General features: G+C 67.8%; 15 protein-coding genes and 1 pseudogene. All 16 read right to left on the minus strand.

Annotated elements, in window-relative coordinates:
• Positions 1–52: 52 nt before the first annotated feature.
• The 16 genes and pseudogenes from ACIP8Z_RS31510 to ACIP8Z_RS31585 all read right to left on the minus strand — a co-directional run bounded on the left by ACIP8Z_RS31510 (position 53) and on the right by ACIP8Z_RS31585 (position 14,793).
• Positions 53–1,441, minus strand: a complete 1,389-nt coding sequence (locus tag ACIP8Z_RS31510) for a site-specific integrase (RefSeq protein WP_402089546.1) — start codon at positions 1,439–1,441, stop codon at positions 53–55.
• Positions 1,442–1,605: 164 nt separating this feature from the next.
• A complete protein-coding gene (locus tag ACIP8Z_RS31515; RefSeq protein WP_402089548.1) occupies positions 1,606–3,366 on the minus strand; it encodes a UvrD-helicase domain-containing protein in 1,761 nt (586 codons plus the stop codon).
• Positions 3,363–5,249, minus strand: a complete 1,887-nt coding sequence (locus tag ACIP8Z_RS31520; RefSeq protein WP_402089550.1) for an ATP-dependent nuclease — start codon at positions 5,247–5,249, stop codon at positions 3,363–3,365. The genes ACIP8Z_RS31515 and ACIP8Z_RS31520 overlap by 4 nt, the downstream gene beginning before the upstream one ends.
• A 37-nt stretch (positions 5,250–5,286) precedes the next feature.
• Positions 5,287–5,847: pseudogene (locus tag ACIP8Z_RS31525) on the minus strand (DNA-processing protein DprA); the annotation flags it as partial.
• Positions 5,844–7,457, minus strand: coding sequence for a YifB family Mg chelatase-like AAA ATPase (locus tag ACIP8Z_RS31530; protein WP_402089552.1), 1,614 nt, complete (start codon positions 7,455–7,457; stop codon positions 5,844–5,846). The gene ACIP8Z_RS31530 and the pseudogene ACIP8Z_RS31525, both read right to left, overlap by 4 nt.
• A 1-nt stretch (position 7,458) precedes the next feature.
• The gene (locus ACIP8Z_RS31535) at positions 7,459–7,824 is read right to left on the minus strand and encodes a YraN family protein (RefSeq protein WP_402089554.1); all 366 of its coding nucleotides are present in this window, start codon (positions 7,822–7,824) and stop codon (positions 7,459–7,461) included.
• Positions 7,825–7,934: 110 nt separating this feature from the next.
• Positions 7,935–8,243: a DUF2469 domain-containing protein gene (locus ACIP8Z_RS31540; protein WP_005311352.1), complete on the minus strand. Its 309-nt coding sequence runs from the start codon at positions 8,241–8,243 to the stop codon at positions 7,935–7,937.
• Between the two features lie 55 nt (positions 8,244–8,298).
• The gene (locus ACIP8Z_RS31545; protein ID WP_402089556.1) at positions 8,299–8,874 is read right to left on the minus strand and encodes an NUDIX hydrolase; all 576 of its coding nucleotides are present in this window, start codon (positions 8,872–8,874) and stop codon (positions 8,299–8,301) included.
• Positions 8,871–9,647: a signal peptidase I gene (lepB, locus tag ACIP8Z_RS31550; protein ID WP_402089558.1), complete on the minus strand. Its 777-nt coding sequence runs from the start codon at positions 9,645–9,647 to the stop codon at positions 8,871–8,873. The genes ACIP8Z_RS31545 and lepB (ACIP8Z_RS31550) overlap by 4 nt, the downstream gene beginning before the upstream one ends.
• A gap of 74 nt (positions 9,648–9,721) precedes the next feature.
• The gene (gene lepB / locus ACIP8Z_RS31555; RefSeq protein WP_402089733.1) at positions 9,722–10,669 is read right to left on the minus strand and encodes a signal peptidase I; all 948 of its coding nucleotides are present in this window, start codon (positions 10,667–10,669) and stop codon (positions 9,722–9,724) included.
• A complete protein-coding gene (gene lepB / locus ACIP8Z_RS31560; protein WP_402089560.1) occupies positions 10,638–11,627 on the minus strand; it encodes a signal peptidase I in 990 nt (329 codons plus the stop codon). The genes lepB (ACIP8Z_RS31555) and lepB (ACIP8Z_RS31560) overlap by 32 nt, the downstream gene beginning before the upstream one ends.
• The gene (gene lepB / locus ACIP8Z_RS31565; RefSeq protein ID WP_402089562.1) at positions 11,620–12,453 is read right to left on the minus strand and encodes a signal peptidase I; all 834 of its coding nucleotides are present in this window, start codon (positions 12,451–12,453) and stop codon (positions 11,620–11,622) included. Before lepB (ACIP8Z_RS31565) ends, lepB (ACIP8Z_RS31560) begins: the two co-directional genes overlap by 8 nt.
• A 69-nt stretch (positions 12,454–12,522) precedes the next feature.
• Complete coding sequence (gene rplS / locus ACIP8Z_RS31570) at positions 12,523–12,873, minus strand: 50S ribosomal protein L19 (protein WP_015036473.1); 351 nt, start codon at positions 12,871–12,873, stop codon at positions 12,523–12,525.
• A gap of 128 nt (positions 12,874–13,001) precedes the next feature.
• Complete coding sequence (trmD, locus tag ACIP8Z_RS31575) at positions 13,002–13,823, minus strand: tRNA (guanosine(37)-N1)-methyltransferase TrmD (RefSeq protein ID WP_402089564.1); 822 nt, start codon at positions 13,821–13,823, stop codon at positions 13,002–13,004.
• A complete protein-coding gene (gene rimM, locus ACIP8Z_RS31580; RefSeq protein ID WP_402089566.1) occupies positions 13,820–14,437 on the minus strand; it encodes a ribosome maturation factor RimM in 618 nt (205 codons plus the stop codon). Before rimM ends, trmD begins: the two co-directional genes overlap by 4 nt.
• A gap of 116 nt (positions 14,438–14,553) precedes the next feature.
• On the minus strand, positions 14,554–14,793 hold the full coding sequence (locus tag ACIP8Z_RS31585; protein WP_003980229.1) for an RNA-binding protein: 240 nt from the start codon (positions 14,791–14,793) through the stop codon (positions 14,554–14,556).
• Position 14,794: the final 1 nt, after the last annotated feature.

Here is a 14,794-nt window from a genome sequence, read left to right on the forward strand (position 1 = left end):
CCGTGGCGGGTCCTGATCCCCTTCGGCAGGGATGCCTTCCGTCCCCGCCGGCTCATTTGGCCACCGCCAGCGGATCGGTGCGGACCCAGGGGTGCTCGGCGAACACATTGGCCATGAACGAGGCGACCGGGAAGTCGTCAGCGTGGGCCAGCAGGACCTCCACCTCCAGTGTCTTGAAGGGCCCGAGATAGACGTTCTTGGTCGTCTCGACGCTGCGGTGCCCGAGCATCGTCTGGACCAGATGCCATGTGTTGCCGACCTCCTCACGGAAGTCGCGCTGTTCGTCCTCGGTCAGGTGCCCCAGCCGCGAGTACTTGATCAGCTTGCCGACCGAGTACCACCTCAGCGCGAAGGAGTGCCGCAGCATGTGGGCGGTGCAGCTGAAGTTCTCCAGGCCGAGCGACTCGATCCGCTTGTTCGCGACGTCAAAGGTGTGCTCCCAGCCGCCGCCGTCGCGGGGCAGGCCGTCCTCGTTCAACCACAGAGCCACCGGCTCCAGCCCCTGGTCGGTCTGCTGGAACAGCAGCTTCCGGGTCTGCGGCCCGACATCGTTCCACTCCTCCTTCCGGGAACCGCCGTCAGCCGAGGACATGGTCACCGAGTGCATGCCGTGAAGAGCCAGCACCGTGCGCCGGCCGATAATCCGCTCGTAGCGGCCAGCAGCCTGCGCCCGGCGGACCGCTGCCGCCCGGGCGCCCTCGACGTAACTCAGAACCCCACGCAGGGCTGACCTGGGCATCCAGTACTTGTGCCCGTAGCCGCCCTTCGCGCAGGCCTCGGCGAGCTCGCAGGTGAAGAAGCCCCGCCTCCGGTCATAGGCGGGCAGCTCGGGCAGCACCACGCTGGCCCACTCCGAGACGCGCAGGCCGTTGCCGTAGAGGCCGTCGCAGAACGCTCGGTCCCGCTGATCGTTGCGGCCCTTCCACCACGGGTCCGGTCGGCCCTGGAGGTCGAAGCCCCGGATGCCCAGATCAACCCAACGGGCGTAACCGCCCGGGTCGAGCCACTTGACGTCCGCGTGCCGGACGATGCTGGGCGCGTCCATTTCCGCGAAAGGGTTGAGGACCCCGAACCGCGCGGCCAGCGTGTAGAACTTCTTCAGCCCGGCCAGGTCCCGGGCGAAAGTCCCCGTCTCCACCGTGTCCTCGTTCGCGGGATCCGTCACCCGCCAGAACAGGAACTCGGACGCCACCTCGTCGTCGGCATCCCACCAGCTCACGCCCACGGTGATCAGGTAGTTCAACCACACCAACAACGAGTACGCGTAGTCCCGCTGCGTGCGCCAGGCCATCCGCCGCCACTTCGCCGAGCCCAGGCACCAGTTCACCCGCAGATCAGGCCGGCCGTCAGGGCCGATCACGAACCGCTGACCGTCCTGTACGTCCGACTTTCCCGTGCGACCAGCACGGCCGGGCAAGACCTCGCCGAGCAACTCGGCCACGGCATCCGCCGTATGACTCGGGACGTACCTGTGAAGCTGCCAACACCGGGCACTCGATTCCAACTCCGCCACATGGGTGACAACGAGCATCAGCAGCTGCAGTCACAGGACCCTCGCCGCGGCTCAGATATCACGGCTGGATGGGTCCGGCAGCGAGGAACGCCCTACTCAGTCAGACCCATCTCTCGGAGGAATTGACTGGGTCCATTATGGCCGATTTTCCCTGACTGCCACTGGACAAAGCCAGAATAGAAGATGGAAGTCCTTTTCCTCGACCGAGTGACGGCGACGTAGAACTTCCTTCGGTCTTCCGCAAGGTCCTTTGAGTTATAAGTAGACAAAAAATGCGGAATTTGCCCCTGGTCGGCCCCGAGGATGAGTGTTGCATCGAATTCGAGGCCCTTGGCGGACGACATGGTGTAAACACCCACGCGACCAGTTCGGCGCCCTCGGTCGGCCAGGGTCTGCACCGTCCAGTCTGACAGCTGACCATTGTCGACGAGCTCCAGAAGATCAGAAACTGCTGCAGAGTCCTCTCCCCGCAAAGGGTCACGGAGGGCGGCATCCATACCACTCTGGAGGATCCGTTCAACAAACAGTGCAGCCCGTTCTTCGCTATTCACCGACCGTTTAATGGCATCGATGAGCGCGAGGTCTGCAGACAGATCACCAAGTTCGGAACGAAGAATAGATCGCCACTCGGACAGCAAGTCCGAGAGTCGGAACTCTCCGTCCGGTCGGTCTTGCCGAGTTGCCCATACGGCAAGCTTCTCAATCAAGCTGGTGGCGGGGGTCGACGGGTAAGGACTTGCATTAGCACTCACCGGCACACCGAGCTTTCGGAACTCCTCCACGACGAGTTCCGCATGATTGTTAGTGGGTGTTAGAACACCAATTTCGTGAGCTGGATACCCTTCGGAGATCAATCGGGCAGCCAGCTTCCCGGCCTCCTGGCATTGACTCTTGATGCCGGCACGGCAATACATGGCATCGACGAGACCGCCGTCTGAGATACCCTCGATTCCGCGCAGGCCCAGCAATCGACTGGCTCGATCGATGATCTCACGAGCCGATCGATAGTTCTTGGTCAGCTCAATTCGCGAGACCGTCGGGTGCCTACTAACCTCATCCAACAATTCAGGCCGGGTTCCGGTCCACCCGTAGATTGCTTGGTTATGGTCGCCAACCGCAAAGAGTAGGGATCGCGTCGTTCCGTCGAAACAAAGCGATCTAATAATTCGGTCCAGCCCCGGCGAAAGGTCCTGGTACTCATCGACGTAAATCGAGGGATTCTTCGCGGTGAGGAGGGTCGGGATGAAATCGAAACCCTCCACCAACTCGACCGCCGCGGTAACGAGGATCTCGAAGTCCACGAGGCCCTCGGACGCAAGCTCCCTCTCATACGCCTGAGAAACAGCTACGACCCTCGGACCAGCAAGGTTCCATTCGTCTTCACTTGCGATCATCTTCCGGTGACGCTCAACTGTGGACCGAACATTTCTCGTGTCCGAGTTCGGCGGATAGACCTGCTTGATAGCGGCCTTGAACGCAGTTGTCTTCTCTCGACTCGTCGCAATTCGACGCATTAGCAGCTCGCCGCGCCCACACACGCCCGCGAATGGGGAGAGGATCTGCCTCATCGCAAAGCTATGAACCGTACCGAGGAAGAGATTGGCTCTCGGGGGAACCCCTAGTTCGAGTACGCGCCGTCGCAATTCTGCTGCCGCAGCGTTCGTCAACGTGATTCCAGCAGCGCCCTGCGGTGGCGTGATCGCTTGAAGATCAGACGCTATCCGGGTGGACAGCAGCTTCGTTTTGCCGCTGCCGGGGGGTGCCATCACTACGCAGTTGCCCGGAGTGTTGAAGGCTTCCCACTGGCGTTCGTTTCGCTTCAATTCTTCGATTGACGCTGCCAGCCTGCTCACTGCTGCACCAGGTAGTTGATCGAGTTGAGTACGTACAAGGGTACGTCCAGCCGACGTGAGACCAGGCTATTAGCGTATCGCCCCTTACCTCCAACCTTCTTGATCATGCCCAGGTATGCGTCATATCCCGGATCGCTTTTGCCCCAACTCTCAATATCCTTACGCGTCTTGGGGTTGACGGCGATGTCAAGGAGGGCGGAAATTCCGGCATCCAGGTTACCTGATGAGGTCAGCAGCAAGTCGTATTCGAAAGTTGATTCACCGACGAAGATTCCGGATTCCTCAGGGTTTCCAGCCTCTCCAAGCGCAGTCATGTACCGCTGCGCACGGGCGGCACCAGCGGAGCGATCGTTGCCGAGTTTGTCCTTCTGGATGTCCCCGTCGGTGATCACGGCACATGGAATCCCCAGGGCCCTACAGAATTTCAAGTACGCAAGGAAATGCGTCCCGTGGATAGCGCAGACGCTGATGCCATGCTTGTCTAGGTCGATTCCTGAATGCTCGGAAAGGGCGGGAATCAAGACCTGCTCGGCGTATCCCTCCACGAGCAGTACACGCTTCGCAAAGACAATCTCCGCTCGCGTAGCGTCAATATATCTGCTGATGTCGTCCCAGTCGTTTTCACTCAGGTCAGCATTCGCGGCGGCACGCGCTACGGTTGACCCCTCGACGTCTCGAAGCAAGATCAGGTTTCGAGGACCGACAGTGCTCACTACATGAGGGGACTGTGTTGTAATGAATACCGTCTGATCGTCGCGCGCCGACGCCAGCAGCCTCTTAAAGATAAGTCGCTGCAAATGTGGGTGCAGGTGCGCTTCCGGCTCCTCAATCGCAAGGATGAAATGCGCGATTTCCTTCAAAAGCTTTTGCTGGAGGCCCAGCTCCATCAGGGCGAAGTACAGAACGTTCAACGTCCCAAGACTTGCACTGGATAGCGGGCGCTTGGAATCACCGTCGACGAAGACGCGAAGAGTTCGAATCAGCCGCAACGGGTCGGTTGATGCCACACCGAGATCCGCCTGCATCGCCTGAGAGTTTCCCACCATCTCTGACATGAGCTCAGTGATCGACGTGCTCAACTGGCGCACCGAATCGAGTTGAGCAACCTGACCGTTGGCCGCTTCAACGGACTGCGCGATCGTATCGAGCTCGGCTGCAGTGGCGGATTCGGCAGCTGCTTCAAGTAGCTGCCTCAGGGGCGACCTGCGCCACCCAGCCACATCAGTTTCCACGTCACGCAGCGCGTGAAGGAATGCCAGATACAGATAGCCTCGATGCTCCGCCGGCATCAGGCTCTCTTCGTTTTCTCCACGAAAGATAAACCAGCCGTAGACGGGCTCATCCTCGCGCCCCGGCATGACACGCGGCGCATACTTGTAGGTTAGGCGGGCCCGAATAGGGTCACGAGCGACGATCGCGTCGGCCAAGATGGCACTGACTCTTGCATCGGACTCGAATGCAACGATCTCAACTGAAATCGAGATCTCTATGCCTTCCTTCTTCGGATCCCAGTCCTTCCTTCCCTGAGCAAGACCATCCGAGAAATCTTCACGCCGGAGCTGCCGGTCGCTGCTGGACAAGGAGGGATCAAAAAGGATTCGCAGCGCATGAGCGAGATTACTCTTCCCTGCTCGGTTCTCGCCGACCACGACATTGGCGGATCCGAGCGGGATATCCACATCCATCAGGTTGCGAAAGTTTTTCACGCTGATTCTGGAAATCTGCACAGTCCCCCCAGGTACCAGAGCGGCCGCACGTGCCGCATCCTGCGGGATCACGTTGTGCCTCAGCGAGGAGCATAGGCGTCTGGCAAGCCGCCAGGTGAGTAAATGGGAGATTCCCTCGACATGCGTCTGACCTGCATGCTCGATACCCGCACCCATACCTAGCAACAACTGTCACTGGGTACAGAACGGAACCGGCTCCGGAGATGACGACCCAGCCCTGACGGGAGAGGCCGGTGGCCAGTTCGGCGGCGGTGTGGGCGCCGTACGGGGTGCAGGCACGGGCGCCGACGAGGGCGACGGAGCGGAGGGCCCAGGTGCGCAGGTCGGCGGGGCCCCGGACCCAGAGGCCGAGGGGGCGGGCGTCCGCGAGGTCGTCGAGCTGCCGGGGCCATTCGGTGTCGCCGGGGACGAGGAAGCGTCCGCCGAGGTCACGGATGGTGGCGAGGTCGCGGGTGGGGTCGGCGGCGGTGGCGCGGAGTCGCCAGGAGGCGACGCGTTTCGCTCCGGTGCCGGGGAAGGGGTCGGCGTCCCCGTCTCCCCGGGGAGCGCGGGGAGCGGGGGCGGTGTCGAGGAGCCGGTCGAGGAAGCCGGTGGCTCCGTAGCGCCGGAGCCAGCGGCCGGCGTGCTCGTCGCCGGGTTCGACGGCGCGGCTGAGCGTGGCCCGTGCCAGCCGCTCGTCGAGGGACGCGGAGCCGGTAGTGGCGGGAGTGCCGGGGGTGCCGGGGGTGCCGGGGTGGGGGTCGGGGGTGGTCATGCGCGGTCCCCCGCTCCGACGGGCACGCCGCGGGCGATGCCGGTGCGCAGTTCGAGGGCGAGGGCGATGTCCTCGCTGTCGGGGCGGTCGTGTCCGGCGAGGTCGGCGACGGTCCAGGCGACGCGGAGGACCCGGTCGAGGCCGCGGGCGGTGAGGAGTCCGCGTTCGATGTCGCGTTCGGCGGTGGCGAGGGCCCCGGGGGCCGCGAGGTAGCGGGTGCGGAGTTCGTGCCCGGGGATCTCGCTGTTGACGTTCCAGGGGGTGTCGGCGAGGCGGGCGGCGGCGCGGTCGCGGGCTTCGCGGACGCGGGCGGCGACGGCCTCGGTGCTCTCCCCGCGGCCTCCTTGGCCGAGGAGGTCGGAGCGGGTGACGGGTTCGACCTCGACGCGGAGGTCGACACGGTCGAGGAGGGGTCCGGAGAGGCGTGCCTGGTAGCGGCGGACGAGCGCGGCGGGGCATTCGCAGCCGGCACCGTGCAGGGTGTGGCGTCCGCAGGGGCAGGGGTTGGCGGCGAGGGCGAGGAGGAAGCGGGCGGGGAGGCGGACGACTCCGGCGGCGCGGGCGATGACGACGTGCCCGGATTCGAGGGGCTGGCGGAGGGCGTCGAGGGCCTTTCCGGAGAACTCCGGGGCCTCGTCCAGGAAGAGGATGCCCCGGTGGGCGAGGGAGACGGCGCCGGGCCTGGGCAGTCCGTTTCCGCCGCCGACGAGGGACTGCATGGTGGCGGAGTGATGGGGCGCGCAGTAGGGGGCGCGACGGACGAGGGGTTCGCCGGGCGGGAGGATGCCGGCGACGGAGTGGACGGCGGTGACTTCGAGGGATTCCTGCCGGGTGAGGGGCGGGAGGATGCCGGGGAGGCGCTCGGCCAGCATGGTCTTCCCGGCGCCGGGCGGTCCGGAGAGCAGGAGGTGGTGACTGCCCGCGGCGGCGACTTCGAGGGCGCGGCGGGCGCGGTGCTGGCCGGCGACGTCGGCGAGGTCGGGGCCTTCGGCGGGGTCGGCGGCGAGTCCGGTGCCGAGGCCGGCGCCGGGGACGAGGAGTCCGGCGAGCATGGCGTCGGGCCGGCCGGCCTCGGTGGGTTCCTCCTCGGGCACCGGTTCGTCGGTGAGGACGGCGATGAGCTGGCGGAGGCTGCGGACGCCGAGGACGGACACCCCGGGGACGAGGGAGGCCTCGCCGGCGGTCTGTTCGGGGACGACGACCTGGCGGTACCCGGCGTCGGCGGCGGCGAGGACGGCGGGGAGGATGCCGCGGACGGGCCGGACGCGTCCGTCGAGGCCGAGTTCGCCGATGAGGACGAGATCGGCGATGGCGCGCGGGTCGATGCGCTCGGCGGCGCCGAGCACGGCCGCCGCGACGGCGAGGTCGAAACCCGACCCGCCTTTCGGTACGGACGCGGGGCTGAGTCCGACGGTGAGCTTCTTCTGGGGCCATTCGGCGCCGGAGTTTACGACGGCGGCGCGGACCCGGTCACGGCTCTCGGTGAGGCTCTTGTCGGGGAGGCCGACGAGGGTGAAGGCGGCGACGCCGGGTTCGAGGTCGGCCTGGACCTCGACGACGACGCCTTCGACGCCGACGAGGGCGACGGAGCAGGTGCGGGCGAATCCCATCTCAGGCCACCCCCTGGGCGTGGGTGAGGAGCGCGGCGCCGCGGCGGGGCAGGACGATGCCGATGAGGTCGATGCGGACGCCGCCGAGGGGTGCCGGGACGCCGTTGCGGTCGAGCCAGCAGGCGGCGAGGCGGCGGAGCCGGTCCGCCTTGCGGGGTGTGACGGCGGCCATCGGGTGTTCGTACGCGCCGTCGCGCCGGGTCTTGACCTCGCAGATGACGAGGGTGTCGCCTTGGCGGGCGACGATGTCGATCTCGCCGGTCCGGCCGCAGCGCCAGTTGCGGGCGAGGATGTGCATGCCGGTCGCGGTGAGCAGGCGGGTGGCCAGCTCTTCTCCGTACCGTCCGAGTGCTTGGGTCCTGTTCATGCGGTACCACCTCCGTCACCGACTGTGACGGAGCGGGTGGGACCGCGTGCGGCGCTGTGGACGGCCGGGGATCTGTGGAAAACCTGCTCACCCTTGCGGGTGAGGTCGGCTCAGCTGCCGGGGAGTTCGAGGTCGCTCTTGTTGAGCTCCTCGATGTTCACGTCCTTGAAGGTGAGGACACGGACCTGCTTGACGAACCTGGCCGGTCTGTACATGTCCCAGACCCAGGCGTCGGCCATGCTGACCTCGAAGAAGACCTCGCCCTGGACCGAGTGCACCTGCATCTCGTAGTCATTGGTGAGGTAGAAGCGTCGCTCGGTCTCGATCACGTATTTGAACAGCCCGACGACATCGCGGTACTCCCGGTAGAGCTTCAGCTCCATCTCGGTCTCGTACTTCTCGAGGTCCTCGGCGCTCATGGCATGTTCCCCTTCAGCCGTGCGTCCCCCTATTGTGCGCCAGGCGGACGCGCCCCTAAACGATTTCCGGGGCGAGAACCACCGGTGCACGCGGAGGTCCCTCGTCGAGCAGCGTACGCAGCAGCTCGGCGAGTCTGGTCGGGTACACCGTCTCACGGGCCGCCGACAGTTCGGCGGAGGTCCACCATCTGAGGCCCGCGAGGCTGCGGTTCTCCAGCTCGGTGAGGGCCTGGGGCCGGGGCGCGGATTCGGTCCTCCGGGTGCGGGCGAGGTAGTACCACTCGTCCTGGTCCCAGCGGCGCCCGTCGAAGGGGAACGAGCAGTACCGCGTCCAGAGCACGGGCCCGAGGTCGATGTCGGTGATGCCGGTCTCCTCGGCGAGCTCGCGCAGGGCCGCCTCCTGCCGGGTCTCCGCGCCCTCCAGGCCGCCGCCGGGCGTGAACCACCAGGTCTGCTCGGGGTGCTCGGGCTCGTACCCGTGCAGGAGGAGGATGCGGTCGTCGGGGTCGAGCAGGACGACCCGCGCGACCCGCCGCACCTCCACCCGCGGGCCTGCACCCGGACCGCCACCGGGCTCACCGGCCGGCTCGGCGCCGGGCCCCTGCGTCCGGCGTGCGGCGGAGTCCGTCATGTACCCACCTTCTCCCGCGCCCCGGGAGACGTGCCCGCCGGTCGGCGCTTCGTCAGCCGGCCCACCCGCCGTACCACCGGCCCGTACGCTCCCCCGGCCAGGACCAGCACGGCTCCGGCCGCGATCGCGCCCAGCAGGGGCATGACGGGCCCGGGCTCCGAGATCCCGCCGGGAAGGGCGGCGAAGCCCGTGGGGCGGTCCAGGAGGCCCTTGGCGGGCCAGACCACGGCGTCGACCCTGGCGACCACGGAGGAGCGGGGCACGGAGCCCTGTCCGGCTTCCTCCATGTGCGTACGGGAGTCGAGCGAGGTGTGCCGGTCGTCGCCGAGCAGGAAGAGGTTGCCGGCCGGGACGGAGACGGAGAACTCGGTGCCGGAAGCGATGGTCCGGCCGCCCGGTCCGGGCCGCAGATAGGGCTCGTCGACGGGCTTGCCGTTGACGGTGAGGCGGCCGTCCGCGTCGCAGCAGGCGACGGTGTCGCCGCCGACGGCGGCGACACGCTTGACCATGGGCGCGTTGCCCCAGAGGGGGTCGGTGAAGACGACGACGTCTCCGCGCCGCACCTCGTCGCCGTCGACGCGCTGGGCGAGGATCTTGGACCCGACGTCGAGGGTGGGGGTCATGGAGTCGGTGGGGACGGAGTACGGCTGGTAGAGCAGGGCTCCCCAGACGAAGCCGCCGAGGAAGAGCACACAGCCGACGGCCACGGCCAGCCCCGACAGCGCGCTGCCGAGGCGGCCGTGGCCGCCCTTGGTCCGTATGTTTCCGCTCATGTGCGCACCCCGTAGGTCTGTCGGCGGACCGTTGGTCTGTCGACGGTCCGGGACGGCACCCTACCTGCGGGTCACTACTCGGCGGTATGCCGTGCGGCGACCTTCTTCCGGCGCCACAGGACCAGCGGGAGCGCTCCGGCGAGACCGGCCGCGCCGAGCGGGGCGGCGCTCAGGGCCTTGTTGAGCGCGGGGTTGTCGAAGATGTCGGGCACCGGGAGGGTGGCCCAGCGGGTGACGGGCCAGGCGATCACGACCGCGCGCCCCACGACCTCGTCGTTGGAGACGGTGCCGCCACCGGGGAGCTGCTGGTGGAAGCGGGAGTCGAGGGAGTTCTGGCGGTTGTCGCCCATGACCCAGATGCGGTTCTCGGGGACCTTGATCGGGCCGAAGGAGTCCTGGCAGGGGACGGAGCCGGGGTAGAGGTACGAGGTCTCGTCCAGCGGCACGCCGTTGAGGACGACCTTGCCGCCCTCCTTGCAGGAGACGGTGTCGCCGCCGACGGCGATGACCCGCTTGATGAGGTCCTTCTCCTCGGCGGACGGCATGAGGCCGATGAAGCTGAGGAACTTCTGCACCACGTTGGGCGTGGGCGTCTGCTGGCCCTCGAGCCAGCCGCCCGGGTCGTGGAAGACGACGACCTCGCCGCGCTCGGGCTCGGAGCCGAACCAGGGGGTCAGCTTGTCGACGAGGACGCGGTCGCCCCGCTGGAGGGTGTTCATCATCGATTCCGAGGGGATCGAGAACGCCTGCACCAGGAAGGTCTTGATCAGCAGGGCGAGGACGAGCGCGATGCCGACGAGGAGAGGCAGTTCCTTCCAGAAGGAACGCGGCTTCTTGGGGTCCCGGCCGGGGCCGCCCGTCGTCTCGTCGCCGTCGTCCGGCGTCCCACCGTCCGGTGCCCCGCCACTCGGCGGCTGCGCCTGCCCGTCATCCGTCACGTCGTCACCCGTCGTGTCATCGCCGAAGGCCCCGCCGGCCCTCTTGTCGGGCTCATCGTGTCCGGATCGTGCGCCGACGGCCAAATCCCCCACATCCACTCCTCAGTCCGTGCGATCGCCTGCCCCGGAACAGGGACAGGCCCACCACTCCCATAACGAGCAGAAGTTCCGCAGGGGTCGGGAGCCCGGGGAATCCGTTGAGATTCCGCTGGGACACACTATGCGACGGACCGAGCGCGGACTCGGAACTCGCACTGGCGTCCGGCACGGCGGCGAACGTCTGGCGTTCCTCCAGGCCGCGCCAGTGTCCGACGGGCCAGGCGATCACCACGGCACGGCCCACGACCTGCTCCTCGGAGACGGTGCCGTGGTCCTTCTCGTCGAGGTGGAAGCGGGAGTCGGCCGAGTCGGAGCGGTGGTCGCCGAGGACGAAGATCCGGCCCTGCGGGACCTTCACCTCGAAGGGGATGGTCGACGGCTCGTTGCCCGGGTGCAGGTACGGCTCGTCGAGCGGTACGCCGTTGACGGTGATCCGCCCGTCCTTGCCGCAGCAGCGGACGGTGTCGCCGCCGACGGCGACGACCCGCTTGATGAGGTCCCGGTCGTCGGCGGAGGGCAGCAGCCCGATGAAGGTGAGGGCCTGCTTGGCCTGCTTGACGCCGACCGGGTCGTCGGCGGGCGGGGTGGTCTCCTGCTGGAGCCAGTTGCCGGGGTCCTTGAAGACGACGACGTCGCCGCGCTGCGGGCGGGATCCGAACCAGGGCGTGAGCTTGTCGACGAGGACCCGGTCGGAGATGCGGATCGTCTGTTCCATGGAGCCGGAGGGAATGACGAACGCCTGGACCAGGAAGGTCTTCAGGACGAGCGCGATGAGGACGGCCACCGTGATCAGGATGGGGATCTCGCGGATCGCGGAGCGCTGCCTGCGCCGCTTGACCTTGCGGGCGAGCCGGCGCCGCTCGGCCCGGCCCGGCAGGGGCGGGGCCTGATCGGGGCCGTGATCGGGGGTGCGCCCGCCCGGCGGTCGTCCCCGGCTACCCATGGGGTGCCGTCCCGTGTCCGCCGGCCGGTGCCGCGGGCACGGCACCGAAGGCGTCGGTCTCCTGGACCGTGGACCAGCGGCCGAAGGGCCAGGCGATCCAGTCGGCGCGGCCGATGACCTTGTCGACGGGGACCATGCCGCCGCCGGGGTTGCCGAGGTGGTCGCGGGAGTCGCTGGACTGGCTGCGGTGGTCGCCCATGACCCAGAGCTTGTCCCGCGGGACGACGATGTCGAAGGGCACGCTGGACGGCTGGTCGCCGAACATCACGTAGCGCTCCTCCACGGGGACGCCGTTGACGGTGAGCCGGCCGTTCCTGTCGCAGCAGACGACCCGGTCGCCGCCGATGCCGACGACCCGCTTCACGAAGTCGGTCTCGTCGGGTGCGGCGAGCCCGAGGGCGGCCGCCCCGTCGTGCAGGAGACCGGTGACGGGATTGCCCCGGGGCTGTTCGCGTACGAAGGATCCGGTGCCGTCGAAGACGACGACGTCGCCCCGGCCCGGCCCACTGCCGAAACGGTACGCCAGCTTGTTGACCAGGATCCGGTCGCCGACCTGGAGGGTCGGTTCCATGGAGCGGCTGGGGATCAGGAAGGGCTGCATCACGAAGTGGCTCAGGAGCAGCAGGAAGGTCACGCAGGCGGCGCCCACGAAGGCCGTGCGCCGCCAGGAGGAGGTGCTCCTCGTACTCCCGGCGTCCGCCGCCGCGTCTGCCGCGTCCCCCGCGTCCTGGGCGTCGCTCGTGTCCTCGGAAACGCGCGCGGAGCGCGACCCGTCCTCCGTACCGGAAGAGGGGTCGCGCTCCGTGTGCTGTGCTTCGGTGTCCATCGGTGGCAGAGCCTATCCGGACTGCCTGTGCGAGGGCTCGGAAGCGTCGAGCGTGCCGGGAGCCTGAGCTCAGCGGTCGCGCTTCTCCTTGATCTTGGCAGCCTTGCCGCGCAGCTCACGCAGGTAGTAGAGCTTGGCGCGACGGACGTCACCGCGGGTCACGAGCTCGATCTTCTCGAAGATCGGGCTGTTCACCGGGAAGGTGCGCTCGACGCCGACGGAGAACGAGACCTTGCGGACCGTGAAGGTCTCGCTGACGCCCGAACCCTGGCGACGGATGACGACGCCCTTGAACTGCTGGATACGCGAGCGGTTGCCTTCGATGACGCGCACGTGGACGTTCACGGTGTCGCCGGGGCGGAAGGCGGGGAGGTCGGAGCGGAGCGAACCCGCGTTGACCTGGTCGAGCAGGGAGGCCATGGAGGTCTCTTTCCTCGCTGATGCCACAGGTCATCAGCGGTACGTTCGAAGTGATTCGGAAGATCGTCCGTTCCTGGCGGCGTCGTTCCCCCTGTGGCAGGGGCGCGCGCCGGACGGACGACAGCGGCCTATTCTTCCACGTCGTCGAGCTTGCGCCAAAATCGGCCGCCGGGCTCGGGCGCCCAGCCCATCATCGAGAGGATCTCGCGGTCCTTCTTGTCGAAGGCGGCCGGGTCGCAGCGCTCGATGAGATCGGGCCGGTGGGCGGCGGTACGGCGGAAGGCCTCGTCGCGCCGCCAGCGGGCGATCTTGCCGTGGTGCCCGCTGAGGAGGACGTCGGGGATGCCCCGGCCGCGCCACTCGGGGGGCTTGGTGTAGACGGGGCCTTCGAGGAGGTTGGCCATGGCGCCGGGGGCGAAGGAGTCGTCCCGGTGGGACTCGGCGTTGCCGAGGACGCCGGGCAGGAGGCGGGCGACGGCCTCGGTGACGACGAGGACGGCCGCCTCGCCGCCGGCCAGGACGTAGTCGCCGATGGAGACCTCGTAGACGGGCATCCGGGTCGCGTACTCGTCCATGACGCGGCGGTCGATGCCCTCGTAGCGGGCCGGGGTGAAGATCAGCCAGGGTCGCTCGGAGAGCTCGACGGCGAGCTCCTGGGTGAAGGGCCGGCCGCTGGGCGTCGGGACGACGATGACGGGGCCGTGGGCGCCGCTCTCGTAGCCGTCGGCGAGCGTCTGGTCGAGCGCGTCGCCCCAGGGGTCGGTCTTCATGACCATGCCGGGACCGCCGCCGTACGGGGTGTCGTCGACGGTGTTGTGCCGGTCGTACGTCCACTCCCGCAGGTCGTGGACGTGGACGTCGAGCTGTCCGCGCGCGCGGGCCTTGCCGACGAGGGAGACGTTCAGCGGTTCGAGGTACTCGGGGAAGATCGTGACGACGTCGAGCCTCATGCCGTCGCCTCGCCGGTGCCGGTCTCCTCGCCGGTGGCGGTCTCCTCGTCGGAGCCCGCCGCGTCGTCGGAGCCCGCCTCGTCGCGGGAGGAGACGATCTCGGCGCGGTCGTCGATCAGGCCGGGCGGCGGGTCGATGACGGCCCGCTGCTCCTCCAGGTCGATCTCGGTGACGATCGACTCGACGAACGGGATCATCAGCTCGGTGCCGTCGGGGCGCTCGACGATGAAGAGGTCCTGGGACGGCAGGTGGGAGATCTCGGTGATGCGGCCGATCTCGGTGCCGTCGGCGAGCACCACGTCCAGGTCCATGAGCTGGTGGTCGTAGTACTCGTCCTCCTCCTCGGGCATCTCCGTGGGGTCGACCTCGGCGATGAGGAGGATGTTGCGCAGGGCCTCGGCGGCGTTGCGGTCGCGGACGCCCTCGAAGCGCAGCAACAGACGGCCGCTGTGCACCCGGCCGGTCTCGATGGTCAGCGGCCCGGCGGAGGCCGGGTCGGTGCGCAGTACGGCACCGGGGCCGAGCCTGAGTTCGGGCTCGTCCGTGCGTACCTCGACGGTGACCTCGCCCTTGATCCCGTGGGCGCGGCCGATCCGCGCGACTACCAACTGCACTGCTCCACACTCTCCTGTCACACAGCTCGTACGACGCGAACGACAACGGGCCGGGGTGGGCTCGTAAGCCCTCCCCGGCCCGTGCCGGCACAACTAAGGTGATGCTGCCGGCCTGCTCAGCGGACCTGGTCCACGTCGACGAGGTCGACCCGGATGCCACGGCCGCCGATGGCGCCCACGACGGTACGCAGCGCGCGTGCGGTGCGGCCGTTGCGGCCGATCACCTTGCCGAGGTCGTCCGGGTGGACCCGGACCTCCAGCACGCGGCCGCGGCGCAGGGTGCGCGAGGCAACCTGCACGTCGTCGGGGTTGTCGACGATGCCCTTCACGAGGTGCTCGAGAGCCTCCTCGAGCATG

This window comes from Streptomyces sp. NPDC088553 (genome assembly GCF_044752965.1).
Taxonomy (GTDB): Bacteria; Actinomycetota; Actinomycetes; order Streptomycetales; family Streptomycetaceae; genus Streptomyces.

Bases quoted from the DNA above. Each gene is read 5' to 3' on its own strand.
- ACIP8Z_RS31540 (WP_005311352.1), bottom strand. From the start codon at position 8,243: ATGAGCGCCGAGGACCTCGAGAAGTACGAGACCGAGATGGAGCTGAAG.
- trmD (WP_402089564.1), bottom strand. From the start codon at position 13,823: ATGAGGCTCGACGTCGTCACGATCTTCCCCGAGTACCTCGAACCGCTG.
- lepB (WP_402089560.1), bottom strand. From the start codon at position 11,627: ATGGGTAGCCGGGGACGACCGCCGGGCGGGCGCACCCCCGATCACGGC.
- ACIP8Z_RS31530 (WP_402089552.1), bottom strand. From the start codon at position 7,457: ATGGGATTCGCCCGCACCTGCTCCGTCGCCCTCGTCGGCGTCGAAGGC.
- ACIP8Z_RS31545 (WP_402089556.1), bottom strand. From the start codon at position 8,874: ATGACGGACTCCGCCGCACGCCGGACGCAGGGGCCCGGCGCCGAGCCG.
- rplS (WP_015036473.1), bottom strand. From the start codon at position 12,873: ATGGCCTCCCTGCTCGACCAGGTCAACGCGGGTTCGCTCCGCTCCGAC.
- ACIP8Z_RS31585 (WP_003980229.1), bottom strand. From the start codon at position 14,793: ATGCTCGAGGAGGCTCTCGAGCACCTCGTGAAGGGCATCGTCGACAAC.
- lepB (WP_402089558.1), bottom strand. From the start codon at position 9,647: ATGAGCGGAAACATACGGACCAAGGGCGGCCACGGCCGCCTCGGCAGC.
- ACIP8Z_RS31520 (WP_402089550.1), bottom strand. From the start codon at position 5,249: ATGGGTGCGGGTATCGAGCATGCAGGTCAGACGCATGTCGAGGGAATC.
- ACIP8Z_RS31535 (WP_402089554.1), bottom strand. From the start codon at position 7,824: ATGAACAGGACCCAAGCACTCGGACGGTACGGAGAAGAGCTGGCCACC.
- lepB (WP_402089562.1), bottom strand. From the start codon at position 12,453: ATGGACACCGAAGCACAGCACACGGAGCGCGACCCCTCTTCCGGTACG.